We start from the raw sequence: 22,956 nt of genomic DNA, 5'->3' as shown, positions 1-22,956 counted from the left end.
GCCGTCGCCGCCGTCCTCGGAATCTTCGCGTTGCCGTATGTGGCCATGGCCCGGCAGATCCCCAATGCCGGCGCGTTCTACGTCTATGTCACCGCTGGCCTCGGCCGAGTGATGGGCGCTGTGACGGCGTTCGTCGCCGTGTTGGCGTACAACGCCATGCAGGTCGGCCTGTACGGCGGACTGGGCTACGAGGCGTCCAACGTCATCGCCAACGTCTTCCATCAGGACGTCGCGTGGTGGGTGTGTGCGCTGGTCGGCTGGCTGGCGGTCGCGGTCTTCGGGCTGCTGCGCGTCGACTTCAGCGCCAAGCTGCTGGCCGTCCTGCTGCTGGCGGAGGTCGCCGTCGCTGTCGTGTTCGCTGCGGTGCAGGTGTTCCACCCGTACCAGGGTCAGGTCAGCTTCGAGACGTTGTCGCCGTCCTGGCTGGTGGCGGGCAGCGCCGGGGTGATGGCCACGATCGCGATCGCCGGGTTCGTCGGCTTCGAGAACACCACGGTCTTCGCCGAGGAGACCAGGGACGCCCGCCGCACCGTGCCGCTGGCCACGTTCCTGGCGCTGACGGTCATCGGCCTGCTCTACGGGGTCTGCGCCTGGGCGATGACCGTGGCCACCGGCCCGGACAACATCGTCGCGCAGGCCAGCGCCGAGGGCACCAACCTGATCTTCACCTTGGCGGCCGGGTTCCTGCCGCCGTTCGTCATTACGCTCGGGCACCTGCTGTTCGTCACCAGCCTGTTCGCGGCGCTGCTGTCGTTCCACAACACCGCGAACCGCTACTTCTATGCGATGGGCCGCGACGGGATGCTGCCGGCGGTATTCGGCCGCACCTCGCAGCGTACGAAGTCACCGTTTGCCGCGTCGCTGCTGCAGTCGGCCATCGGGTTGATTGTCATCCTGGTGTACGCGATCACCGGCCTCGACCCCTACACGCAGCTGTTCTTCTGGATCACCGCCTCCGCAGGTTTGGGCGTGCTGACCCTGATGGTGCTGACCTCGGTCGCGATGCTGGCCTACTTCGCCCGGCAGCGATCCCGGCGGCGTCGCGCGGAGAACACCGCCGAGCTGATCCGCGGTGTTCCCGGCCCGGCCGGCGGCACCCGCACCACGGCGGATCAGGTCGGCGTCTGGCGTGGGCTGATCTGCCCAGCTGCCGCGACGATTCTGCTGGCGGTCATCTGGTGGCAGACCATCGCGAACTTCCATCTGCTGCTCGGCGTCGACCCGGACAACACACTGCACTGGTACTTCCCGGCCTCGATCGCCGTGTTCGCCCTGCTGGGCGTGGTCGTCGCTCTCGTCCTCAAAGCCGTCCGGCCGGCCGCGTACGCGCGGATCGGCAACGGCGTCGCCCGCCAGAGCCGCCGAGGTGCCCGATGACCCTCGCCACGCAGCCCCTGCCGGACATCCGCCGCGCCGAGCCGAGCGACGATCAGATCCTGATCATGCTGCTGGTGGCCGCGTTCTTCCACGGCGACCTCGCCCCGTACCTGATTCCCGAGGTCGCCGACCGCGCCGGCCGCTACTTCCCCTACTTCGAGATCATCACCGCACACGCGCTGGCCACCGCCCACATCGACCTGATCATGGATTCGGACGCGGCGATGCCCGCCGCCGCCGCGATCTGGTACCCGGTCGGCGCCGACGGCCTCACCGCCGACATGCCCGGCTACGACGAGCGCCTGGCCGCCGCGGTCGGCCCCTACCTGCCGGCATTCGCCGCGCTCGACACGGCCATACACCGGCACCACCCGACCGGCCACGAACACGACTATCTGGCATTCCTGGCCGTGCACCCCGTTCTGCAGAACAGGGGCCTGGGAAGCCGCCTACTCGCACACCGCCACGCCCAACTCGACCCCGCGAGTCGGCCCGCCTATCTGGAAGCGACCGGGACACGCACCCGTCGCCTGTACGAGCGGCACGGCTACACCGCGCTCGAATCGTTCCCCGTCGCCGACGGCGGCCCGCTGCTGTATCCGATGTGGCGCCCCGGCCGCCAGGACTAACGCGCCGACTAATGAGCTCCGGCCTGTGCCCCGCCACCGCGAGAACCTGCCGGTTACCAACACCGAGCGGGCGCCTTGCCAGATGCGCGTTCTTCCCATTGACCACCAGGAACCACCGGCCGGGGCTGGCAGCGCACCAACCAACCACCCATCCCGTCGCGACGATGCAGAATCCGAGAGCCACGCCATGACCCCTGCCCCGCACGGCACACCATCTCCACGACCGGTCGGGGAGACCACCGATCCCGGCGAGCCGACGGCCGGCGTCGCTGCCGCGGCCTGGTTCCGAGAGGGCCTGGGTGGTCTTGACGTGAACGTGGCGCACTCGGCCCGGCTATTCGACTACCTGCTCGGCGGCAAGGACAACTTCGCCGTCGACCGCGCCGTCGGCGAGGCGATCAAGGCCGCGGTGCCAGGAGTCCCGATGATGGTCCGCGCGAACCGGGAGTGGATGCTGCGCGTCACCCGGTTCCTGACCCGGCAGGCAGGGATCCGCCAGTTCCTGGACATCGGCACCGGTATCCCCACGACACCGAACCTGCACCAGGCCGCGCAGGGCATCGCCCCGCACTGCCGGGTGGTGTACGTCGACAACGACCCCCTCGTCCTGGCCCACGCCCGCGCCCTGCTCACCAGCGACCCCCGAGGCCGCTGCGAGTACGTCGACGCCGACCTGCGCGACATCGACCAGATCCTGACCAGCCCGGCCCTGGCCGGCACCCTCGACCTGACCCAGCCCGTCGCGATCGTCCTGGCCTCGGTGCTGATGCTGCTGACCGACGACGACAACCCGACCGCGATCGTCGCGAAGGTGCGGGACTGGGCACCCCCGGGCAGCTACCTCGCGATCAGCCACCCCACCGCCGACCTCGACCCCGATGCCATGGCTGCCATCGTCGATATCACCACGAGCTCCGGGATGACCTTCGTACCCCGCTCCCAGGAACAGGTGACGGAGATGTTCGGCGACTGGGACCTTGTCGAGCCGGGTCTGGTGCCGGTGCTGGCCTGGCGACCGCAGGCGCCGCCGGACGACCCCGAGGCCGCCTACTACTGGACCGGTGTCGCCCGGCAAACCAGCCGGCCCGCGCGGCCAGGTGTCATCTGATCGGGTAGACGGTCGGTCCGCGTTGCCGCCTTCTGCCGGTCGCGCCGATACGGGTCGTCGCGCCGACCGCCGGCGAGGAAGACAACGATGAGTGTCGCCAGGCCGGCTCTGAAAGACGCGTTGCGGGCCACCGCCGCGGCACTCACTGCTGAGGTGACCGGACGCGTAGTCGGGTGACCGAGCGCCGGGACCCGGCGCAGCAGCGCCGGGTCCGGGCTGCGCACGCCCATGCGCTGTTGCAGGCGCGTAAAGCTCGGCCGGCCGGCCATCAGCTGCGGCAGAACCGCCAGTTCGGGGAAGGCGTCGGAGGCGTCGCGGCCGGTCCGGGTCAGCAGCCGCCAGGTGGTACCCGCTGCGCTCGTCAAGGCGCGCATGCCATCGTTTTCCAGACTTCGGATGTCTCATGAGGCGGCGCAGTCACTGGAGCTCCCTCGCAACCGACTCAGTGGTGCTGCGTCCGTGCGTACTCTGGGTTACCCGCCGAAGGGCGCCCAGCTGCGTATCGCCAGATCCTGAAATCGGCTGGTGCTTCGCCGCCCCGCCGGCCAGAGTGAGTCGTGATCACCATCCAGCGGATACGTGTGCGGTGGAGCGCGGCAGCCCGCGGCGCGACGCAGGCGAATGCGCGACGCGGGCTGTGTCGTCCGGTGATGCTTCCTCCGTCACTGCCGGCCGGTGACGTGGTTGTCCACGACGTACTCGCCGATGAGGCAAACGGATACACGCGCCAGGACGAGGTAGCCAGTGGCGGCGTGCAGCGTGCTCTCGACCTGTGGCTGTCTACGGAAACCTCGAGGTTGGTCGTTGACCGGCTACCCGGCCGGGCCGTCTACCCTCGCCAGAGCGGTCTAGGCCGTCTCTTCAGGCTCCTGCCGGGGCAGGTCGGCCGGTACCGGGCAAACTTCCGGTTCACCGTCACCGCCTGCGCGTGCAATCCGAGCTGGAACTACGAGGACTGGCTAGTTCTCGTGGCGAACGACCAGGTGCGAGGCGACGAGTTCATCTCCCGCAAGGCCGACCATGACATCGACCACCGCGTTCACCTCTACGGCGGGCGGAGACGGGCAAGCCAGCGGTAGTCCGCCACCGCCAGGACCACCAGCAATCACCAACCGTCGGAAGCCGGACTGCTCACGTAGAGTGCCGGGCCGCAGAGAACCGGCACGCGTTATCCGCGGCTAGATCAGTGCCCATCCCGCCGAAAGTGGTCGATCTATCTGGACCATTTGGGTGATGGACCCAAACGGCTGATGACATCGGCAGGGCCTGACTGTCGAGGTCATGGTGCTGCTGGAGATACTCCGCGGATCACCTATCATGATCTTCCATGACATACGGTCATAAGATGCAGCAACCGCCAAGGCGACCGACACTGCGCACCGTGTTGATCATCGTCGGCGTGGTCGTCGTGCTGTGCTGCGGCGGCCTCGGGGTCGGTAGCTATTTCCTGATCAAGTCGGTAAAGAACGCAACGGAGCCGGCGAGGCAGGCGGCCGAGGCGTTCGTAGTCGACCTGGAGCGCGCAGATGTCGACGGGGCGTACGGGCTGCTTTGCAGCGACACGCAGGGCACGTACACGCGCGAGACATTCGCCGACTGGGTGACCAAACAGCCGAAGATCCGCAACCACGCGGTACGCGGCGTCAACGTGAAGAGTCACAACGGCCAGACCAAGGCCATCGTGAACATGGCCCTCACGCGCGACAGCGGCTCCACCGACCAGCACGCATTCTTGTTGGTCCAGGAGGACGGCGCCTGGAAAATATGCGGCCAGCCCTATTAGGCTGAGACTGGCAAGCACCTATCCGCAGGCAAGATGCAGAGCGGGTACAAGCGCATCGAGCGGCCGTTTTGACGCGCACTCGGGACCTCGGCGGTGTCCCGGCCCTGCGCAGCCGGACCATCGACCGCATCCGGGGTGTCTAAGCACTGCCACCTGTTCAGAGAGTGCCAAGGTCCTCCGTGGAAAGAGCGTTCAGGTATGCCAGCCGCCAGGCGCCGGTCCGCCGGTTGACGTAGAGATGTCGGGCGTAGGCCCATGGCTGGGTGCCGTGCCAGTGTTTCCCGTTCGGGGTGATCTGCACGATCAGTTGATCCACGGTCGCCTGCTGACTCGGCCGAGACAGCAGGTCGGCGGCCATTCGCTCGGCCATCGCCCGGTTGACCGGCCCGTGCGGATGCTCGCGGTATGCGAACAGCCGCTCGATGAAGGCGGCCAACCGGAGGGTCCGAACCTGGGTGCCGCGTGCCGCCTGAGTGCCGGCCGCTCGCAGCGCCGTCAGCGTGTCGTCTCGACCGCTGGCGATGAGCGTGACGGCGTAGTCCTCCACGATGCTGCAGCAGTACTCGGCCTTGGGACAGTCCAGTCGGTCAGCGGCGGCGACCAGCAGAGGTAGCCCGGCGGGCTCATGCAGGAGGAGGTCCTCATCCTGTGAATCCAGCTCAGCGTCGAGGTCCATGGCCCAGTCCCAGAACGCTGCTTCGTCGGCGAACGGCCAGCGTGACCATCCCATGCCATTGATAATGGCTCATCAGATCCCACCGGTCATGGGCGAACAGGCGGCCTTCGGCAGGATCCGTCCGCCCTCGATCGCGCGGGTGGATGGCTGGCGTCCGCACCGCGCCAGCGGCGAGCAACGCCCGGGCGCGGGAGGCTACGGCGCCTCAATCCAGCCTCGCCGATAAGCATGCCCCGCTGCCGGGGATGTGTTGCAGGGCGTGGACAGGCATTCAGCGGACGAACATGCCGTCTGTTCCCGAGATGGTGTCGCGGTCGGCGCTGCGGAGTTTGGTGAACTTGTCGGGTGCGGCGATCAGCACGTCGTTCCAGTTGTGGTGGAAGGCGTCGGTGAACTTGCTCAGCCCGTTGACGAGTTCCTGGTTCTGGGTGTCGAGGGTTTTGGTGAGCAGGTTGATGGCGTTCTGCATGCCGGTGATGATCGGTGGGACGGTGCGGCCACCGATGTCGACCTTCTTCTCCTGTAGCGGTTTGGAGTTGCTCCAGATTGTGGCGAGGCTTTGCCAGCCTTCGACGCTGACGGCGGCGGCCAGCGCGGCCGTGCCGGCGCCGGCGGTCGCGCCGGCGAAGATCACCGCGGCGATCGCTCCGCCGATGGTCAGCAGGGCTGAAGCCTTGGAGGCGTTGCCGCCGGGGCACCAGGCGTCGAGTCCGTCGAGGGCCTTGTAGGTCTTCTGGCCGATCTCCCAGATGTCAGTGTTGACCCGGCGGTTGATCTCGAGCTGCGCTTCCAGGGACAGGGCCAGCGACAGGGTGACCTCGCGTTGCAGGACGGCGGCGCGCGCGTTGACGTCGAGGTAGTGCTCGAAGGAGTTGGCGGCGTTGCCGATCCACTCCTTGAGGTGCAGCTTGGCCGCGTCGACAATGTCGGCGACGTGGGCGGTGCCGGGCAGCGGGGCGACCGCGTCGGGTGCGGCCACTGAGCTGTTGCGCGAGGTCATGGTCAGGTCGACCTTCACGGTCGCTGCGACCGCGTAGAGCGCGTCCAGCATGGGCCGGCAGTCGTCGGGGTTCGGCAGGGCGAACGAGGCGAACATCGCCGGGATGCCCGCGTACGCCTGGGCGACGTAGGCCAGGAGGTTGCCTTCGTCGTCCGGGCGCCCGCCGGCCGGTGTGGTGTAGCCCGGCACCTGGGTGACCTGCCCGGTGTCCGATCGGGTCGCGTCGTTGACGGCGGCCTGCTGGGCGGCCGCGTACGAGGCGGCCTGGTCCATCGTCACGCTGATGGCCTTGTCGCGGATCTTCTCGCCGAGCTGTTGCAGCTGGTCCGGGCCGTGATAGGTGAATGCCATGGTGTCCCCCGGTGCCGGTCGATTCAGTCGTCGGTCTTGAGGACCACGGGTGGTAGCACCTCGCGGGTGAACCTCTCCTCGGCCTCCAGCAGCCCGGGCGTCTGCCCGCCGGCCCACGCGGCCTCCAGGCTGCTCGCCGCGGCGGCGTCGGCCGCGGCGTACGTGTCCACGATGTGCTCGAGGACGACACCGGCGTCGAGCATGTTCGTCGCGGTCCGGCCGAGGATGTTCTGCAGGTCATCCCGCAACGACGACCACAGGCCGTGGGCGGGCGCGACGCCGCCGCCCGGCGCGGCGAAAGCGCCGCCCTCCTGACCGGCGGTGCGGTCCACCGCCTGGTTCATCGACGCGTACGCGTGGCTCAGCGCCGGAAGGTCCACCCGCGAGACGACGCGCAGCTGGGACAACTCGGCGGCGAACTGCCAACCCTCCATGGCTGCCTCCTCCTGGGTCGCGGCGGTCAGGAACCGTCGCAGGCGACGCCCGCGGCCGGTGGCGTCGCGGTCCGCGGCCGCTGCGGCGCGTAGATCGTGGTGTGCGCCAGGTCGGCGCCGGGTACCGGGGGCACGGAGAACGACGGCGTCGGCCTGCTGGCCTCGGAGGTCGTCTCGGCCTGGGTGTAGAGAATCTTGTCGCCGGTGTCCCGCATGATCAGCACGAACTCGGCGATGCACACCGGCACACCCGGCTGCGTCGACCGCAGCAGTCCGGTGATGTCCGTGAACCCCTGCGCGCCGGGCTTGCTCTGGGCCAGACTGACCACCTCCGGCTGCGTCCATCCGGAGAAGTCCCCCGGCGGGTAGGCGCCGTAGCCGGTGACCGTGACCTGAATCCCCGAGACCTTCGCCTTGGTGGGGTTCTGCAGCTCACCCGCGGCCGCCAGCTCACCGCCCGGGAACAACACCCCGCCGGAGGCCGTGCCCTCGGTGACCCCGCCGATCGGGTTGCTGTCGGCGTCCAACGCCGTGACCCGGAACTTCAGCTCACGAACCACCTGATCGCAGCGGCTGCGGTAGACGAACCCGTACGCGACACCGGCCGCGTCGATTCCGGTCGCGGTGACCTGCGGTTCGCAGTCCGCCCGAGGCGGCGTCGACGTGCCGGCCGTCGCGGACGGCGTGTCCCCTGGATCCGCCGCGGTCGGATCGGCATCACCGCGGCGCAGCACCACGAAAGCGGCCACGCCCACGAGCAGGACAACGATGCCGATCAGCAGCCAATGCCCCGGTTGCAGGCGCCGGCCGCCTGCTCCAGCCTCGGTCGTCATGCCACTCCCTGTCGTCCGGCCCGCATCTCTCGCGGCAACCCGATGTCATACACCGCATCCGTCAGCACGATCACCTGCGCGTCATAGTCGGCGAGCAGCGCACCGATCACACTGTCGAGCTCCGCCAAGAACTCCCGCTCGGACAGCGACCCGGCCGGCTCACCGGCGATCGACACCTGCCACCAGACCAGCGCCCGGCTCCTCACCGTCAGCCAGCCCCGCACCGACCTGGCCTCCACCGTCAGTTCGTCCAGCTGGCGCTGAAACCGCCGGTCCTCATCGCTCGGCTCGAGTTCCTCGCCGTGCCCCCGCCCAGTCAGCGACAATGTCCAGATATCGCCTGCGGTACGCGGCCCACAGCAACGTGGCCAACGCCTCCAACTGCCGCGCAAGGGCGTCCGCCTGGTAGCGACGATAGGAGTCGACGGCGAAGGACACCTGCACGTCGTGACGACCCCGGACTGCGGCGCTCAACCCGCCGTCAGGCGAACGCGCCTGCACGCTGAGCAGACTCAACCGCTCAGCCAGCTCGCCCACGACATCCCTCCCGAAGCTCACCGATGCTATCCAGCCAGGCTGAACCCATAGGGGCAGCCCGACCCTGCACTACGAACACGAGCAAGACCCCGACAACGGTTCGACATCGGCCCTGCCACATATCCGACCCACCTGCCCGGCGACGACGTCTGAACCGCACACACGACGCGCGGCGTCTGACGGCTGCGTTTCGGTGTTCCCGTCGACTCAACCGTCGACCGTCCAGGAGAGCGTGAAGATGCTGGTCATCATCGCATCGACATACGCGCGGATGCGCCAGGCCGTAGCGGTGATGATGCCCAACCGGGCTTCCATCACGTCCCGGGAACTGGCGGTCGGGGAATCGACGATCCAGAGGATCACCCGGGCGAACAAGTCACCGATGATGCCGCGGATGATGTCGCGCGTCAGCAGGATCACGTCATTGGCGCACCTCATGACGACCGCCATAGCGACGGCAAGCTCGGCGAACCCCGCCAACGCGTTGACGTTGTGGGCCATCAGCGCCAGATAGGACCGCACGTCCAGCCGGTCCCGTCGAGGTAGGTCCTGGTCGAGACATTCCCGCAACAAGACGCTGATCTGGTGCAGGTCGGCGCCGACGGTTCCCCAGACGGCCACGTGCGCGGCCGCCATGTCCGGTATCCCGGCGAGATCGTCGAGCAGTTGCCGTAGCGGGCCGATGTGGGTCGTCGCGTAGTGCAGTCCACCAGCGCGCAATACCGCGTGCCGCTGGTCGACCGGCGTCGCGAACTCCGCCACTGGTGCGGCGCCGGCCAGCTGAGGCTCGACCCACTCCCTGTCCTGTGCCCTGGCGATCGCACTATCGGTGCATCCGGTCGGCGAGAGCGTGGGCTCGTCGATGAGTGGCGTGCCGTCGAGGGTTTTGGATCGTCCTCGCGGCGGATCAGATCTTTGAGCTCCTGGGTGCCGTCCGCGACACGCAGGAGACCGTCGACCATCAGTTGCAGGCTTTCCTCGACGTAGGCGATCAGGTCTTCCTGCCGGGCGTACCTGTCGCCCAGGCCGGTCAGGCTCCACCCACGGGAGGTCCCGAACGCCGACCACTCGTGACTGATCCGCTGGACGGTGACCCGCACCTCGGCCAGCTGCTCTCTCAGGACATCGAGATTCTTCGCATGCGCGAGGAACTGGCCGGGGTCAACAGGACCCCGAGTAACCTCGGCCGTCACCGCGACAACTGCTCCTGATCGGCCACCACGCAGGGCACCGTAGCGGTCCGAGCACGCCTTCTTCAGTACGCAGTTGCGAACGAATCAGGGATGGCCGGATCCAACGTCCGGCATCGATGACAGACGCCTTGGACGACGTCGTGGCAGGGCGAATGTCCCGGAGGGCAGCCGCCTGGCGTTGGGCTAGACCCACATCGACGGACATCCTGACCGTGAGCCTGGTCGGCTCCATGAGGATGCCCAAGGACTCGCCGTCATGGTCGGGCAGTGCGGGGGATGTTCGCGCGGATCCGGGCGAGCAGGTCAGCGACCCGGGGATCGCCCATGGCGCCGGGGCGGTGGATCGCGTGAAAGGTGACTCGGGGCAGGTCAGTGATGCGGCGGCCCACCAGACCTTCGGGGGGTTGGACGCAGCCGGCAACGACGGCCAGCCCGACACCGAGAGCGGCGAAGTCGAGGGTCATCGGCAGGCCCTCGGCCTCCACGGCGACGGTCCAGCCGACGCCGGCGTCGGTCAGGGCCCGCTCGAGGTTGATCCGGTGCGGGCGAGTCGGGGGACCGACGATCAGTTCGGCGTCGGCCAGGTCGCGCAGGCGCAGACTGCGTTTACGGGCGAGCCGGTGGTCTTCGGGCATGAGCAGCATCTGCGGGAAGGTCGCGATAGGCACGGTTGTCAGGTCGTCGGGCAGCACATGGAGGCTGAAGACGCCGAGGTGGGCACGACCGGTCAACACCGCGGCATGCATCTGCCGGCGGTTGGTGTGCAGAGGACGCAGGCTTCCGGGGCGCTCGGTGAGCATGCCGCGGATGGTGGCACCGAGCAGATACAGGTAGGCGGTATGCCCAGAAGCGATGACCAGAGGCCGGGTGGGCGGGGTGCCGCGGAGCTCGTCGAGGAACTGCGCCAGACGTTCCTCGTGGTCCCGGGCGAACCGTGCCACCCGTTCCCCGTCCGGGGTGAGCCGGAGCCGGTTACCGACCCGCTGGTACAGCGGGCGGCCAAGCTGCCGGGCTAGGGTGGCCAGCTTCGAGTGCAACGACGGCTGGCTGATGTGCAGCTCTTGGGCCGCACGGGTCAGGTTGAGGTGCCCGGCGAAGACCACGAACGCGGCCAGCGCATCGGATGACACCCGCACCTCGGCCATAGAACAACCCTATAACCCGCGGCCTAACGATTAGTTCCCTCGAAGATCCGTAACGTCGATCATCAATATATGACGACAACAGATGCGAACCACGCTCGAGTATCCGCAGCGCAGCTGCGGGTGATGCCACTGCACGCGATCACCGAGGTCTACGGCGAGCCGGGATTACGCCGCCGGCTGACGCTCGAACTCGAGCGACTGCCGGACCCGCACCGCCGCGTCATCGACGACGCCGCCGGCTGGGCGACGGACCTGCACGCCGGGCAGCGCCGCACCCGCGAGCCATACGTGAACCATCCGCTGCGGGTGACCCTGCGGATGCTGTGCCACTACCGGGTCACCGACGCCGATGTGCTGGCCGCCGGCCTGCTCCACGACGTGGTCGAGGACCAGCCGTGGGCGGTCACCGGCATCACCAGACACGGACCTCCACCGACCGCGCAGGCCCTCACAGCGATCGCGGAGCGATACAACCCGCGGGTAGCGCGCCTGGTAGCGGCGCTCACGACACCCCCACGACCGGACAGCGTCGACCGGATCCGCCACTACACCGATCACCTCGCCGCGGCCCTGGACGCGCAGCCGTGGGCCAGAGTGATCAAGCTGTCCGACTTCACCGACAACGGCGCCGGCATCATCCACGCCATCGGACCCAAGCTCGCCCGGTCCGCCCACAAATACGACACTGCCGTTCCGGTGCTCCGCGAACTGCTCGATCGGCCGGACACTCCCTTGAGCGAGGACGTGAAGGACCACATCCACCGGCAGCTCAACCTCGCCCGGCAGCGGTTCGCCGCCATCCTCGCCGCCTAACTTGTACTGCAAAGCCTGCTGCAGCTCGCGGGTCATTGTGTCTTTGGCCGGTTTTCGTCCCGGATCTGTTGTCGGAGACATTCGCGTACGTGGGCGATCTCCTCGCGGTCGATTCGCGGGCGGGAGAGGTGGTCTGCTGGATTGGCAGTCATTTCGTTGCCAGGACGGAGATGCAGTGCGGCCGGCGGGGTCGGGGTCGGCCGGGAGCAAGTCGGCGTTTTGCTAGCACCTCCCAGGTCGTCTTGTTGGCCAGGCCAGCAGTCGAGACCCCGCGCGCACGGACGACACGGCAATCCAGTGGGACGTCGGCGCGGTCCGCGCGAAAGATCCCCGCGCGTGCGGGGACGAGCTGGGCGGCTCGCTTGGTTCAGGGGGTGACGGGGATCCCTGCGCGCGGGGACGACGGGGGTCAGGTCTTACCTGACCCCCGCCGGAGGGGAGATCCCCGCGCGTGCGGGGACGACCTGAGGCACGAGAAAGGCCGGACCCTAGTGCGGGGGAGATCCCCGCGCGTGCAGGGACGACGTCAAGCCAACATGTGCGCAAGGCGGCAGCTCACGGAGATCCCCGCGCGTGCGGGGACGACCACACAGGCACAACACCCGCACGCGCCAGTAGGGGGAGTCCCCGGGCGTGCGGGGACGACAGAGAACGGCGAAGCCGCCGGCGAGATCACCCGGGGAGATCCCGCGAGTGCGGGGACGACCCGGCCGACAGAACGGCGCTGTGATCGAAAAGCGGAGATCCCCGCGCGTGCGGGGACGACCACATCCGGACCATCAACTGCAACGCCGAGCAGGGGAGATCCCCGCGCGTGCGGGGACGACGCGGCGGTCAGGCCCTGACCGACGCCCTGCGGGGGGAGATCGCCGCGCGTGCGGGGACGACGTCTTGGCCTTGATGTCGCGGACGAGGTAGACCGGAAGATCCCCGCGCGTGCGGGGACGACATGCTGTCCGACCTGCGGACCTCGATCGCTGAGGGGGGATCCCCGCGCGTGCGGGGACAACTACGCCTCAGCGAAGTCGAGCCGCGTCGCCCGAGGGAGATCCCCGCGCGTGCGGGGACGACGGTCACCCATACGGTTGGATCGAGGACGCGGCGGGGAGATCCCCGCGCGTGCGGGGACGACAGTACTTACGACCGGAAGGGTTGGCAGGCACAGGGGAGATCCCCGCGCGTGCGGGGACAACTACGCCTCAGCGAAGTCGAGCCGCGTCGCCCGAGGGAGATCCCCGCGCGTGCGGGGACGACCGCGGACGTGAGGATGCCGCCGCCGTTCGGGTCGGGAGATCCCCGCGCGTGCGGGGACGACGGCACCTGGCCGATGTTGCGCTGCAGCCGCTTCGGGAGATCCCCGCGCGTGCGGGGACGACGGGCAATTTCTGGCCCAAAGGCGCGAGACGAACGGGAGATCCCCGCACGTGCGGGGACGACATCCCGATCGTGCTCTTCCTCTACCGCACCGTCGGGAGATCCCCGCGCGTGCGGGGACGACCGCATCATGTGCGGCTCGCTTTCGGCGGACATCGGGAGATCCCCGCGCGTGCGGGGACGACAGCATGTAACAGAGGGCCGGCCCGACGCTAAGCGGGAGATCCCCGCGCGTGCGGGGACGACGAGACCGGCTTCAACCGGTCCACCCTGAACAGAGGGAGATCCCCGCGCGTGCGGGGACGACACCCCGGCACCTCGTGGTCGGGTTCGGCGAGTTGGGAGATCCCCGCGCGTGCGGGGACGACTTCCAGCCGATCAACGGAGTGCAGCTATGACCAGGGAGATCCCCGCGCGTGCGGGGACGACGGAAGTGTGACGCCGGCGAGGCCGAGCGGGACAGGGAGATCCCCGCGCGTGCGGGGACGACCAGGCCCCGGGCTTGCCTTCGGGTTCCCGGGGCGGGAGATCCCCGCGCGTGCGGGGACGACATCACCGAACTGCGCGACCCCGGCCAGCTGCAGGGGAGATCCCCGCGCGTGCGGGGACGACCCGGTGCGCGGGTGCTGGCGGGCGTGGTGGAACGGGAGATCCCCGCGCGTGCGGGGACGACCGCAGCGACTGCGCCGCGTCGACGGTCGCGGAGGGGAGATCCCCGCGCGTGCGGGGACGACTCGATCTCGGCGGTGGTGGTGGCGCCCGTGTCCGGGAGATCCCCGCGCGTGCGGGGACGACGGCTGGTCTTCCCGCTCGGACGCCGACGGGTGAGGGAGATCCCCGCGCGTGCGGGGACGACCGTTTCCCAACGACGCGCACAACAGCCGCGCGGGGGAGATCCCCGCGCGTGCGGGGACGACCGGTGGCGGCTCATCCCGGGTCGCCCCGGTCGCGGGAGATCCCCGCGCGTGCGGGGACGACTTCCGCACCGTTCGGAACATCCGGCGAACCGCCGGGAGATCCCCGCGCGTGCGGGGACGACGCAGCAGGTCGGCGACGTCCACGACGGTGACGTGGGAGATCCCCGCGCGTGCGGGGACGACAGGTGGTCGGAGTGCTGAACCAGGCCGGTGCAGGGGAGATCCCCGCGCGTGCGGGGACGACACTCCCGGCTGGCCGAGGACGAAGATGCCCGGGGGGAGATCCCCGCGCGTGCGGGGACGACGTCCTGCAATCTCTCTCCATCGGCGCAACCCACGGGAGATCCCCGCGCGTGCGGGGACGACGGCGTCAGCGCCGGGTTCACCTACAGCAACATCGGGAGATCCCCGCGCGTGCGGGGACGACGTGACCCACGCCGGCATGGCCTGTAGCCACGTCGGGAGATCCCCGCGCGTGCGGGGACGACATCTCGAAGCTGACGCCGAAACCGGCCTCGTACGGGAGATCCCCGCGCGTGCGGGGACGACGTTGACCTTGCCGCACAGGTGTTCCGGGTCGTCGGGAGATCCCCGCGCGTGCGGGGACGACTGTGCAAGCCGAGCATGAACACCCGGACGATCGGGGAGATCCCCGCGCGTGCGGGGACGACAGCGACGGGTCCGCAGAGATCGAGCTGGCCACCGGGAGATCCCCGCGCGTGCGGGGACGACATCTTGGCCGCCACCAGATCGGCGCGATGAAGGGGGAGATCCCCGCGCGTGCGGGGACGACACCGCCAGCCAGACGACGATCGGCGCGGACACCGGGAGATCCCCGCGCGTGCGGGGACGACGTCACCGTCTGGTAGCAGACCGGCAGGCACGCGGGGAGATCCCCGCGCGTGCGGGGACGACTTGCCGGTGACCCTGATCGCGACGACGACGTCCGGGAGATCCCCGCGCGTGCGGGGACGACGTTGGTCTCGATGGCCAGGGCGTCGGTCTTCTGGGGAGATCCCCGCGCGTGCGGGGACGACACTTGTTGAGCTGCGGTTTTATTGGCGTGGTCGGGCGGAAAGTATCAGTCCGTTCAGGTCCACGGGATGCCAACGTCCTCGGCCGATGGTGCGTGGGACCATCCTTGTTTGTTGAGGGCTGGTTCGGCCGCGACCTGTCCGCGGCCTCTTCGTGTAGTTGGGAGTGTTCAAAGGCGAGTCTCGTACTCGTGTGCTGGTTCGTTGATGAGGTGGCTGTAGGTGGTTCGTTCGATGTCGACGTGGCCTGCGCCGCTGGCGGCGGGCGCTGCCGAGGAATCCTGGTGCCTCGCGTGATTGCCCAAGCCGGCGTCCTTGGATCTTGGTTGCGGCGGCTCTTGAATAGCAGCCAACCTTAACCCGGGTCGAATTGATGCGAAATGCGAAGCCGCATCATTAGGACTATATCTAACCCGTTCGGGTACTTGACCTGATTGTTTTGCAGTGTTTGGCGCATCCATTCCCGGTCGCTAGGCCGAAAGTGTCGGTGGACATCTTTATGGTGTCGGCCATGTATCCGTCGTTGGATCCGGTCGTGGGTGTGTTTTGGGGAAAGTCCAAGGCTGGGCCAGCTGGCTCCTCACGACCGAACCTGTTGATTCAGCATCTGTTGGACACGGCTGCTGTAGCCGAGTTGTTGTGGGACCGGTGGTTCTCGGCCGGCGTACGGACTTGGTGCGACGACTTCACCGGCGGGCAAGGCAGGGCGATATTTTCGCTTTTGTGCGGTTTGCATGATGTCGGCAAGGCCAGCCCGGCCTTTCAAAGCAAGGTGCCCGAGTTGGCGGCGCGGGTTCAGGCCGCGGGTCTGATGTGGGGGGCGCTGGACGGACGGTCGCGAGCGTGGCATCACACGCTGGCTGGTGCGGTGATCGTGGACCGGGTGCTGGACCGGGCAGGTTGGAGCCGCGCGTCCGTGCGGTGGGTGGCACCCTTGATCGCGGGTCATCACGGGGTGGTGCCGGGCAAGGGGAAGTACTCCGGCGGTGCTCCTGGAAGAGGCGACGCGCAGGGGATCGGGCCGCGGTGGATGGCGGCTCAGGATGCCGTGGTTGCTGCCGTGGTGGAGGCGTTGGGCCTGGACTTGGGCGACCTGCGGCCGAGGTCGGTTCCACGTCGTGCTGAGCAGTTGGCGTTCTCTGGGGCGATCATCATGGCGGACTGGATTGCGAGCGGTTCGCAGTTCGCCGGTGTCGACGAGGTCGGGCTGGTGTCGATGGCTGCGGCGCGGGACCGGGCGGAGTCGGCGTGGCGTGACCTTGACCTACACGGGGGTTGGGCCGCCGAGCCTTATGTGCCTGTTTCGGACTTGACGGCGTTGCGGTTCGGGCGGGAGTGCCGCCCGGTGCAGCGTGCTGCGGTGGCGGTGGCGGAGCAGATGCCGACGGCGGGTTTGATGATGATCGAGGCGCCGATGGGGGAGGGCAAGACGGAGGCGGCGTTGGCCGCTGCTGAGGTGTTGGCCCGTCGCTTCGGGGCGAACGGCGTGTTCGTGGGAATGCCGACGCAGGCCACCAGCGATCCGATGTTCAGCCGGGTGCTGGAATGGGCGCAGCGGGTGCAGCCGGGGACGCCGGTCGGTCTGTTGCACGGCAAGCGACAGTTCAACAAGCAGTGGCGCGAGCTGCGTGAGATGCGTTTCCTGAGTGTCGGGGAAGGCGGCACCGATGAGTTCGGCTGCAGCGACGAGTACGGTCTCGGCGGCACCGCCGTGCGGCGGGCGGCCGAGGCTCCGTCGGAGTGGTTCCTTGCCGCGAAGCGGGGACTGTTGATGCCGATGACGGTCGGGACCGTCGACCAGCTGCTGCACGCGGCCACCCGGACGCGGCATGTGATGTTGCGGCATGCGGGTCTGGCCGGCCGTGTGGTGATCCTGGACGAGGTTCACGCGTACGACGTCTACATGGAGCAGTTCCTGTGTGAGGTGTTGCGGTGGCTCGCCGATGCCGGAGTGCCGGTGATCTTGTTGTCGGCGACGCTGCCGCCGCCGCTGCGTGAACGCCTGGCCGTCGCCTACCTTCAGGGCTCGAGCGGGCGCCGCGACATCGAGGCTCCGGCAGCGTTGGTCGCCGACGGCGGCTATCCGGTCGTGCGGTCGGGTTGGCTGGACGCGGATGGGCCCGGCCTGCATGTGGTTGCCGCGCCGGCGTGGCGTGACTCCGTGCCGGTCCGCGTCGAGGTACTGCCCGAAGGGCAACCCGACGGCCCCGACGCGATGGTCGCGATGCTGCAGGAAGACCTGGCGGACGGCGGCTGCGCACTGATCGTCCGCAACACCGTGGGCCGCGCCCAGCACGCCTATCGAGCGGTGAGGGCGGCCTTCGGCGACGATGAGGTGGTGCTGCTCCACTCGCGGCTGACCGTGGGCGAGCGGGCCGACCGCAGTGCGCGGATCTTGGATCTGCTCGGGCCACCGGGCCGGCCGGCCGGGGCAGACCGGCCACGACGGTTGATCGTGGTAGCCACCCAGCTGGCCGAGCAGTCCTTCGACATCGACGTCGACCTCCTGGTCACAGACGTGGCGCCGATCGATCTGCTGCTGCAGCGTGCAGGACGCCTGCATCGGCACGCTCGCCGCCCCGGTGATCGACCCTCGCGGGTGTCGGCGCCACGTGTGGTGGTCACGGGCATGCGCCCACGTCCCGGTCAGGCCCCAATATTCGTGCCGGGCAGTACCACGGTGTACGGCGATTACCTGTTGCTGCACGCGGCGCACCTGGTCCTCGAGGCCGCGAACGGTCCAGGCTGGCATATCCCGCGTGACGTTCCGGCGCTGGTCCGCCGTGGGTACGCCGACTCCCAGACCGTCCCCGACGGCTGGTCGGACGCTGTCGCCGATGCCAAGGCGCGGTGGCAGATTTGCCAGCAGAAGCGAGCCTCGAAAGCTGGCGCCTTCCTGCTGGCCGGCGAGGACGCGCTGGGTCTGAAAGATCTCGCCGGGCTGCACGAGATCGCGACTGCGGACCTGGGCGACGACGATGCTGTGGCCGCCGTCGTGCGCGACGGACCCGAATCCGTCGAGGTCATCCTCGTGCGACACGACGAGCGCGGGTTCCAGACCCTTCAGGGCAGGGCGCTCGGGACCACCGGTGCGGCGCTATACGATCAGGAACTTGTCGAAGCGGTGCTGAACACCGCCGTTCGCATGCCCCCTTACGACCGGCTCACCGTTGCGGCGAAGGCCGAGCTGCGCCCGTTGCCCGAGTGCGGCGACGACCCTTGGCTACGCCGCACGCGTGCACTAATCCTCGATGGGCAGCGCTCCGCTGTCCTGGGCGGGTACCCGGTCGTCTACGACGACGAGCTCGGCTTGCTCGTCGAGCCGGCACCCGCCCAGATGAGATAGCCCCAGCTCTTGCTGGGACAACACTCCGACCTGGCACAACATGAAATACCCGGCGCATGCCCCGGACGGCCCCGGCGCACCGACCCCGATCTCCAGATCCGTCCTGACATGACACAACAGTTGGAGCATCGATCTTGAACGCTACCGTTCGTGCCAGACCAAGCAGAGCTTCCACTGGTCGTTCGAGTGACGATCGAGTTCGCTCAGCCGCGTCCGACTCCCGCAGAGGAACGAGGGGCGAACGTCCCGTCGGGCCGGATCCAGCCGATGCCGCTGGCGCAGCTTCGGCACTGGGTTCTAACGCACCGTCCCGCGCTGATCGAGGTCCGGCTGGTGATCGTCGGCTTCGGGCTTCCGCTCGTGGTGACGTGGTTGCAGCAGGGCTGGTGAGCGCATGTCGACGGTGACGTCTGCGCCGGCGTTCGATGTGGCGCTCGGACCGTGGATTCCGGTGCTGGTCGACGGTTCGAGGCGCCTTCTGTCGTTGCGGGAGTGCCTGGTCGAATCGCATCGCATCGATGGCCTGGCTGTTGACACCCCGTTGGAGACCGTCGCGGTGTTCCGGCAGGTGCTGCTGCCGGCGTACCTGGATGCGATGTTCGGCGGGCCGCAAGGGCTGCCTCCTCCGGCCGACGAGGACGAGTGGCATCTGCTGTGGAACAAGGGCCGCCTCGACGCCGCTCGGATCGGCGACTACCTCGAGCGCTACGCCGACCGCTTCCAGCTGTTTGGCCCGCGCCCGTTTGCCCAGGTCGCTGGGCTTGCGACGGCCGGAGGTGACACCAAGCCTGTGTCGCTGCTGATCGCCGCGGCAGCGTCGGGTAACAACGTGCCGTTGTTCTCCGCGCGTACCGAAGCGGATCCGCCGTCGCTCACACCGGCCGAAGCGTTACGGGCGTTGCTGGCGACGCAGTGTTTCGACACGGCGGGCATCAAGTCAGGGGCAGTCGGTGACCCGGCGGTGAAGGCGGGCAAGACGACCGGCAACGTGACCGGGCCGCTGGGGTCGCTCGGCGTGGTCGTGCCATGGGGCCAGACCCTGTTCGAGACGTTGATGCTGCACACCCCGATCCAGCCACAGCCGTTCCGGGCCACGGACCGGCCACAGTGGCGGACATCGGAGCATGACAGCGACGACCCGGCCGGGCCGGCGTGGCGATCACGGCCCGCCCAGGGATTGCTGGATCTGCTGACCTGGCAGGCCCGCCGGATCCGGCTGCTCCCCGAACGTGACGGCGACAGGGTGGTTATCCGGCGTGTGGTGGTCGCCGCAGGTGATCGGCTGTCGCCGTTCCCGCAGGATGTCGAGCCGCACACGGCCTGGAAGCCCTCGACGACCTCGGCCGGTCAGGTGCCCGTCCGGCACGTCGCCGGGCGGGCCGCATGGCGCGGCCTGCAGGCACTCCTCGCGGTCGGGGACGACCCCGGATCGTCGGTGACCGCCGCGCGGGTGCTGCGCCAGATCGCCGACCTGCGTGCCGAGCGCTGCCTCCCGGCCGATCTGCCCGTGCAGGTCATGACCGTGGGCGTCCAGTACGGCACCCAATCCGCAGTCGTCGAAGAGGTCATCGTCGACCATCTGCCGCTGCCGCTGGCCGCGCTCGACCCTCACGGGCCGGTGGCCGCACTGCTGGGCCAGGTGGTGGCGCACGCCGACGACCTGCGTGTCGCGGCGAACCGGTTCGGTGACGAACTGCGTGAAGCCGCCGGCGGCGACAAACTCGCCTGGAACCAGGGGCAGCGCATCGGTGACACCCTCGTGCACCGGTTCACCCCGGTCGTGCACCGGCTGCTGACCGGACTGCAGCACCAACCACAACGAGCGGCAGAGGCCGAGGCGGCCTGGCGGACCACCGCCCGCCGGTACGCCCTCGAAGTCATCGACCCGGCCGTCAGCAGCGCCCCGCCGACAGCATTCCTCGGCCGCGACGCCAACGGCCATCCCCGGCGCACCAGCACCGCGGAGGCCCGCTATCGCTCCGCCATCAACACCATCATCGGGACGGTCTCGAGTACGCCGATACCGGCGGGAGGGTGAACATGACCGACTACACCCCATCTGGTGGGCTGTTCTGGCAGCGATACAGCGACGGCGAAGGCCGATGGCGGTCCACCGAACCCAGCGGAGCGCATCTGGCCGCTCTGCGTCGCGGGCTGGGCCGGCAGGCAGGCGACGTTCCCGAAATGTGGCCCTTCTACAGCCAGCTGCGCCCCGACGGTTCACTGAGCTACGCCCTCAACGCTGAGCACGTGACGCTCAGCCTGTTCGCCCTGCACCAGCAGGGCAAGGCACGTCCGATGCACGCCAACGGCATCGGCCTGGGAACCGCGATGCTGCGCGCCCGGGACAGTGGCCTGTACAGCAGCGACGGCATCGACCGGAGGTTCAGCGCTGCCGCGACCGCCAGCGGCCTGACCGAACTCACCGGACATCTACGCGGACTGATCACCCAACTGCGCAACGTCGAGGCGGCCGGCAAGCGCGGGCAACCCCTGGACTACACCCAGCTGTACCGCGACCTACGCAACTGGCAATACCCCGACCGGGTCACCGACGTCCGCCGCCGCTGGGGCAGCCAATACTTCGCCACCCGGCAATCCACACCTGCCGAAGACCCGCCGCCCCCGGCAACCGCCTGACACTCGCTGCAAACTCGCCCACCGACGTCCCAAGGAGCATCATGAGCCCGCGCACATATGTCGACGTCCACATCCTGCAGACCGTGCCACCGTCGAACCTCAACCGCGACGACGCCGGCACCCCGAAGCAGGCCGTCTACGGCGGTGTCCGCCGCGCCCGAGTCTCGTCACAAGCATGGAAACGCGCCACCCGCACCGCGTTCGCCGACCAGTTGCACCTGCCCGCACACGAGCGCGGTGTACGCACCAAGCGCATCTCAGCCCTGCTCGCCGACCGTTTGGGCGTCCGTACCGGCCTCGACACGGCCCAGTCGGCCCGGCTGAGCACCTACCTGCTCAAGGACCTCGGTATCACCCCCGCGAAACCGAGGACCAGTAAGGCGAAATCCACCAAGCCCGCCGACGACACCAGCACCACCCAGACGGCCGCTGAGACTTCCTACCTGCTGTTCTTCGGTAACCAGCAGATCGACACCATCGTCGACCTGGTCGCCGCCGATGCCACCACCCTGGCCGCCCTGACCGACGATGCCCTCCAAGCCGCGGTCGACCGGCTCCCCGTGCGCGAACAGCTGCAGAAGGGCCACCCGATCGACGTAGCCCTGTTCGGTCGGATGGTCGCCGATCTGTCCATGCTCAACGTCGACGCCGCCGCCCAGGTCGCGCACGCTCTGTCGACGCACGCCGTCGACGTGGAGTTCGACTACTTCACCGCCGTCGACGACGCCAAGTCCCGCGACGAGGACGCCGGCGCCGCGATGATCGGCACCGTCGAGTTCACCTCCGCAACCCTTTACAGGTACGCCACCGTCGGCGTCAAGTCGAACCCCGCCTCGATTAGGTACGCCACGAAGGAGTGCCGCAGATCGTGAAACCGCGGCCGCTGATGAAGCCGTGTCGGACAACCACACGTCGAAACCGCCAGCGACTTGACCTGATCCAACTCCGACCCGTTGCCGACCTTCCGAGTGATCGGCGGGTGCTCCGCGCACCGCTGGGCTCGCGCCACGACATACCGCCACTCCCGGTTGCGGAAGTTGTTCGCGTCCCACGGCCTTCCGGACGGCGACGTGAAGACGAAGTCGTTGGCGTTCTTGCCGGCCACCAGCCGCCGCAACACCTCGACCACACGAGGAGCCAACGGAATCGGGCGCCGAGATTTGCGCGACTTCGGAGCAGTCAGCCCGCCGGTGCGGCTGAGCGTCTTCACGACGAAGACCGCTGGGTTCTTGCCGCTCAGCGACACCGCCTTGACCCGAAGACCCAGCAACTCGCTCAACCGCATGCCTGTACCCAGGGCCACGATGACGTGATCCCTGATGGCTGGCGGACACGCCGCCAGCAGAATCTCTGATTCCTTCACCGTGAGGAAGTACGCGTCGTAGTGCTCGATGGTCGGCAGCCCGTTGGTGCGCTGGCCCGCCGGACGATCGAACGGATTGTCCAGCCGGAAACGGGGCGTGGCGGACCGCGCCACCATGCTCATGACCGCCCAGTGCTTGCGCACACCCGCCGGCATCAACGTCTCCGACATGCCAGCCTTCCAAGGATCCAGATGCGCAGCCCGGCCAAGATCACTGATCCGCATCTTCGTCAGCGCAGGCGCATCACCCACCGGCTGCGTGACCCACCTCCCGTGCAGGATGCGCGCGTACTCCCTCTTGGTGCTCTTGGCGACGTCGACCTTGGCTTCGAGCCACTCCTCGATGAGGTCACCGATCAACGGCGTCGGCGTCTCCTCGTCTCCCTCTGCCTGGTCTGTGTCT

Annotated in this window: 20 protein-coding genes, 1 pseudogene and 1 CRISPR repeat array; of the genes and pseudogenes, 12 read left to right on the top strand and 9 right to left on the bottom strand. The window is 68.6% G+C overall.

What is annotated here, in order from left to right; translation table 11 throughout:
• The 3 genes from ACIBSW_RS12635 to ACIBSW_RS12625 form a co-directional block, all read left to right on the top strand.
• On the top strand, positions 1–1,377 hold a 1,377-nt coding region (locus ACIBSW_RS12635; protein ID WP_404799309.1), incomplete at its 5' end, for an APC family permease.
• Entirely contained in the window at positions 1,374–2,006 is a 633-nt protein-coding gene (locus tag ACIBSW_RS12630; protein ID WP_354729819.1) for a GNAT family N-acetyltransferase, read from the top strand. The genes ACIBSW_RS12635 and ACIBSW_RS12630, both read left to right, overlap by 4 nt.
• Positions 2,007–2,322: 316 nt before the next feature.
• On the top strand, positions 2,323–3,114 hold the full coding sequence (locus ACIBSW_RS12625; RefSeq protein WP_354729821.1) for an SAM-dependent methyltransferase: 792 nt from the start codon (positions 2,323–2,325) through the stop codon (positions 3,112–3,114).
• Here ACIBSW_RS12625 and ACIBSW_RS12620 read toward each other — a convergent pair.
• Positions 3,057–3,488 (bottom strand): hypothetical protein, encoded by a 432-nt coding sequence (locus ACIBSW_RS12620; protein ID WP_354729817.1) that lies wholly within the window; start codon positions 3,486–3,488, stop codon positions 3,057–3,059. The genes ACIBSW_RS12625 and ACIBSW_RS12620 overlap by 58 nt on opposite strands.
• 183 nt (positions 3,489–3,671) lie before the next feature.
• On the opposite strand from ACIBSW_RS12620, the gene ACIBSW_RS12615 reads away from it, so the two are divergent.
• Together ACIBSW_RS12615 and ACIBSW_RS12610 are read left to right on the top strand one after the other, a co-directional pair.
• The gene (locus ACIBSW_RS12615; protein WP_354729816.1) at positions 3,672–4,193 is read left to right on the top strand and encodes a hypothetical protein; all 522 of its coding nucleotides are present in this window, start codon (positions 3,672–3,674) and stop codon (positions 4,191–4,193) included.
• Between the two features lie 302 nt (positions 4,194–4,495).
• Positions 4,496–4,897 carry a hypothetical protein gene (locus tag ACIBSW_RS12610; protein ID WP_354729814.1) on the top strand — a complete coding sequence of 134 codons (402 nt, stop codon included), beginning with the start codon at positions 4,496–4,498 and terminating at the stop codon, positions 4,895–4,897.
• Between the two features lie 157 nt (positions 4,898–5,054).
• On the opposite strand, the gene ACIBSW_RS12605 is transcribed toward ACIBSW_RS12610, so the two are convergent.
• The 6 genes from ACIBSW_RS12605 to ACIBSW_RS12580 form a co-directional block, all read right to left on the bottom strand.
• Complete coding sequence (locus ACIBSW_RS12605) at positions 5,055–5,627, bottom strand: hypothetical protein (RefSeq protein WP_354729812.1); 573 nt, start codon at positions 5,625–5,627, stop codon at positions 5,055–5,057.
• A 217-nt stretch (positions 5,628–5,844) separates the two neighbouring features.
• Entirely contained in the window at positions 5,845–6,924 is a 1,080-nt protein-coding gene (locus ACIBSW_RS12600; protein WP_354729811.1) for a hypothetical protein, read from the bottom strand.
• 23 nt (positions 6,925–6,947) lie between these two features.
• Positions 6,948–7,358: a hypothetical protein gene (locus tag ACIBSW_RS12595; protein WP_354729809.1), complete on the bottom strand. Its 411-nt coding sequence runs from the start codon at positions 7,356–7,358 to the stop codon at positions 6,948–6,950.
• Positions 7,359–7,384: 26 nt separating this feature from the next.
• Complete coding sequence (locus ACIBSW_RS12590) at positions 7,385–8,191, bottom strand: hypothetical protein (RefSeq protein ID WP_354729807.1); 807 nt, start codon at positions 8,189–8,191, stop codon at positions 7,385–7,387.
• Positions 8,188–8,517, bottom strand: a complete 330-nt coding sequence (locus tag ACIBSW_RS12585; RefSeq protein WP_354729805.1) for a hypothetical protein — start codon at positions 8,515–8,517, stop codon at positions 8,188–8,190. The genes ACIBSW_RS12590 and ACIBSW_RS12585 overlap by 4 nt, the downstream gene beginning before the upstream one ends.
• 418 nt (positions 8,518–8,935) lie before the next feature.
• On the bottom strand, positions 8,936–9,490 hold the full coding sequence (locus ACIBSW_RS12580) for a hypothetical protein (protein WP_354729803.1): 555 nt from the start codon (positions 9,488–9,490) through the stop codon (positions 8,936–8,938).
• A 104-nt stretch (positions 9,491–9,594) separates the two neighbouring features.
• On the opposite strand from ACIBSW_RS12580, the gene ACIBSW_RS12575 reads away from it, so the two are divergent.
• Positions 9,595–9,939: a hypothetical protein gene (locus ACIBSW_RS12575; RefSeq protein ID WP_354729801.1), complete on the top strand. Its 345-nt coding sequence runs from the start codon at positions 9,595–9,597 to the stop codon at positions 9,937–9,939.
• 236 nt (positions 9,940–10,175) lie between these two features.
• Here the strand turns inward: ACIBSW_RS12575 and ACIBSW_RS12570 are convergent, their stop codons facing one another.
• Complete coding sequence (locus ACIBSW_RS12570; protein WP_354729799.1) at positions 10,176–11,066, bottom strand: LysR family transcriptional regulator; 891 nt, start codon at positions 11,064–11,066, stop codon at positions 10,176–10,178.
• 69 nt (positions 11,067–11,135) lie between these two features.
• Between ACIBSW_RS12570 and ACIBSW_RS12565 the strand changes: the two genes are divergently transcribed.
• From ACIBSW_RS12565 to cas7e, 6 genes and pseudogenes are all read left to right on the top strand, one after another.
• Positions 11,136–11,879 carry an HD domain-containing protein gene (locus ACIBSW_RS12565; protein WP_354729797.1) on the top strand — a complete coding sequence of 248 codons (744 nt, stop codon included), beginning with the start codon at positions 11,136–11,138 and terminating at the stop codon, positions 11,877–11,879.
• Positions 11,880–12,200: 321 nt separating this feature from the next.
• Positions 12,201–15,207: direct repeats of the CRISPR family, unit length 28 nt; unit sequence GGGAGATCCCCGCGCGTGCGGGGACGAC.
• Between the two features lie 508 nt (positions 15,208–15,715).
• Positions 15,716–18,550: a CRISPR-associated helicase Cas3' gene (cas3, locus tag ACIBSW_RS12560; RefSeq protein WP_354729031.1), complete on the top strand. Its 2,835-nt coding sequence runs from the start codon at positions 15,716–15,718 to the stop codon at positions 18,548–18,550.
• Between the two features lie 186 nt (positions 18,551–18,736).
• Positions 18,737–18,940, top strand: a complete 204-nt coding sequence (locus tag ACIBSW_RS12555) for a hypothetical protein (RefSeq protein WP_354729033.1) — start codon at positions 18,737–18,739, stop codon at positions 18,938–18,940.
• A 4-nt stretch (positions 18,941–18,944) separates the two neighbouring features.
• Positions 18,945–20,588 carry a type I-E CRISPR-associated protein Cse1/CasA gene (casA, locus tag ACIBSW_RS12550; protein WP_354729035.1) on the top strand — a complete coding sequence of 548 codons (1,644 nt, stop codon included), beginning with the start codon at positions 18,945–18,947 and terminating at the stop codon, positions 20,586–20,588.
• 2 nt (positions 20,589–20,590) lie between these two features.
• Entirely contained in the window at positions 20,591–21,190 is a 600-nt protein-coding gene (casB, locus tag ACIBSW_RS12545; RefSeq protein WP_354729037.1) for a type I-E CRISPR-associated protein Cse2/CasB, read from the top strand.
• 41 nt (positions 21,191–21,231) lie between these two features.
• Positions 21,232–22,008: pseudogene (gene cas7e, locus ACIBSW_RS12540) on the top strand (type I-E CRISPR-associated protein Cas7/Cse4/CasC); the annotation flags it as partial.
• Here cas7e and ACIBSW_RS12535 read toward each other — a convergent pair.
• Positions 21,984–22,670, bottom strand: coding sequence for a tyrosine-type recombinase/integrase (locus ACIBSW_RS12535; RefSeq protein ID WP_404799321.1), 687 nt, complete (start codon positions 22,668–22,670; stop codon positions 21,984–21,986). The pseudogene cas7e and the gene ACIBSW_RS12535 sit on opposite strands and share 25 nt — an antisense overlap.
• Positions 22,671–22,956 lie beyond the last annotated feature (286 nt).

The organism is Actinoplanes sp. NPDC049668, assembly GCF_044465445.1.
Classification (GTDB): Bacteria; Actinomycetota; Actinomycetes; order Mycobacteriales; family Micromonosporaceae; genus Actinoplanes.
Note: the sequence above shows the minus strand (reverse complement) of the source record. Positions and strands in the feature narration are given on the sequence as shown.

What these genes read in the sequence shown, in the direction of transcription:
- ACIBSW_RS12595 (WP_354729809.1), bottom strand. Translation starts at nt 7,358, where the DNA reads ATGGAGGGTTGGCAGTTCGCCGCCGAGTTGTCCCAGCTGCGCGTCGTC.
- ACIBSW_RS12600 (WP_354729811.1), bottom strand. Translation starts at nt 6,924, where the DNA reads ATGGCATTCACCTATCACGGCCCGGACCAGCTGCAACAGCTCGGCGAG.
- ACIBSW_RS12535 (WP_404799321.1), bottom strand. Translation starts at nt 22,670, where the DNA reads ATGGTGGCGCGGTCCGCCACGCCCCGTTTCCGGCTGGACAATCCGTTC.
- ACIBSW_RS12620 (WP_354729817.1), bottom strand. Translation starts at nt 3,488, where the DNA reads ATGCGCGCCTTGACGAGCGCAGCGGGTACCACCTGGCGGCTGCTGACC.
- ACIBSW_RS12565 (WP_354729797.1), top strand. Translation starts at nt 11,136, where the DNA reads ATGACGACAACAGATGCGAACCACGCTCGAGTATCCGCAGCGCAGCTG.
- ACIBSW_RS12590 (WP_354729807.1), bottom strand. Translation starts at nt 8,191, where the DNA reads ATGACGACCGAGGCTGGAGCAGGCGGCCGGCGCCTGCAACCGGGGCAT.
- cas3 (WP_354729031.1), top strand. Translation starts at nt 15,716, where the DNA reads ATGTATCCGTCGTTGGATCCGGTCGTGGGTGTGTTTTGGGGAAAGTCC.
- ACIBSW_RS12630 (WP_354729819.1), top strand. Translation starts at nt 1,374, where the DNA reads ATGACCCTCGCCACGCAGCCCCTGCCGGACATCCGCCGCGCCGAGCCG.
- casA (WP_354729035.1), top strand. Translation starts at nt 18,945, where the DNA reads ATGTCGACGGTGACGTCTGCGCCGGCGTTCGATGTGGCGCTCGGACCG.
- ACIBSW_RS12605 (WP_354729812.1), bottom strand. Translation starts at nt 5,627, where the DNA reads ATGGGATGGTCACGCTGGCCGTTCGCCGACGAAGCAGCGTTCTGGGAC.
- casB (WP_354729037.1), top strand. Translation starts at nt 20,591, where the DNA reads ATGACCGACTACACCCCATCTGGTGGGCTGTTCTGGCAGCGATACAGC.
- ACIBSW_RS12570 (WP_354729799.1), bottom strand. Translation starts at nt 11,066, where the DNA reads ATGGCCGAGGTGCGGGTGTCATCCGATGCGCTGGCCGCGTTCGTGGTC.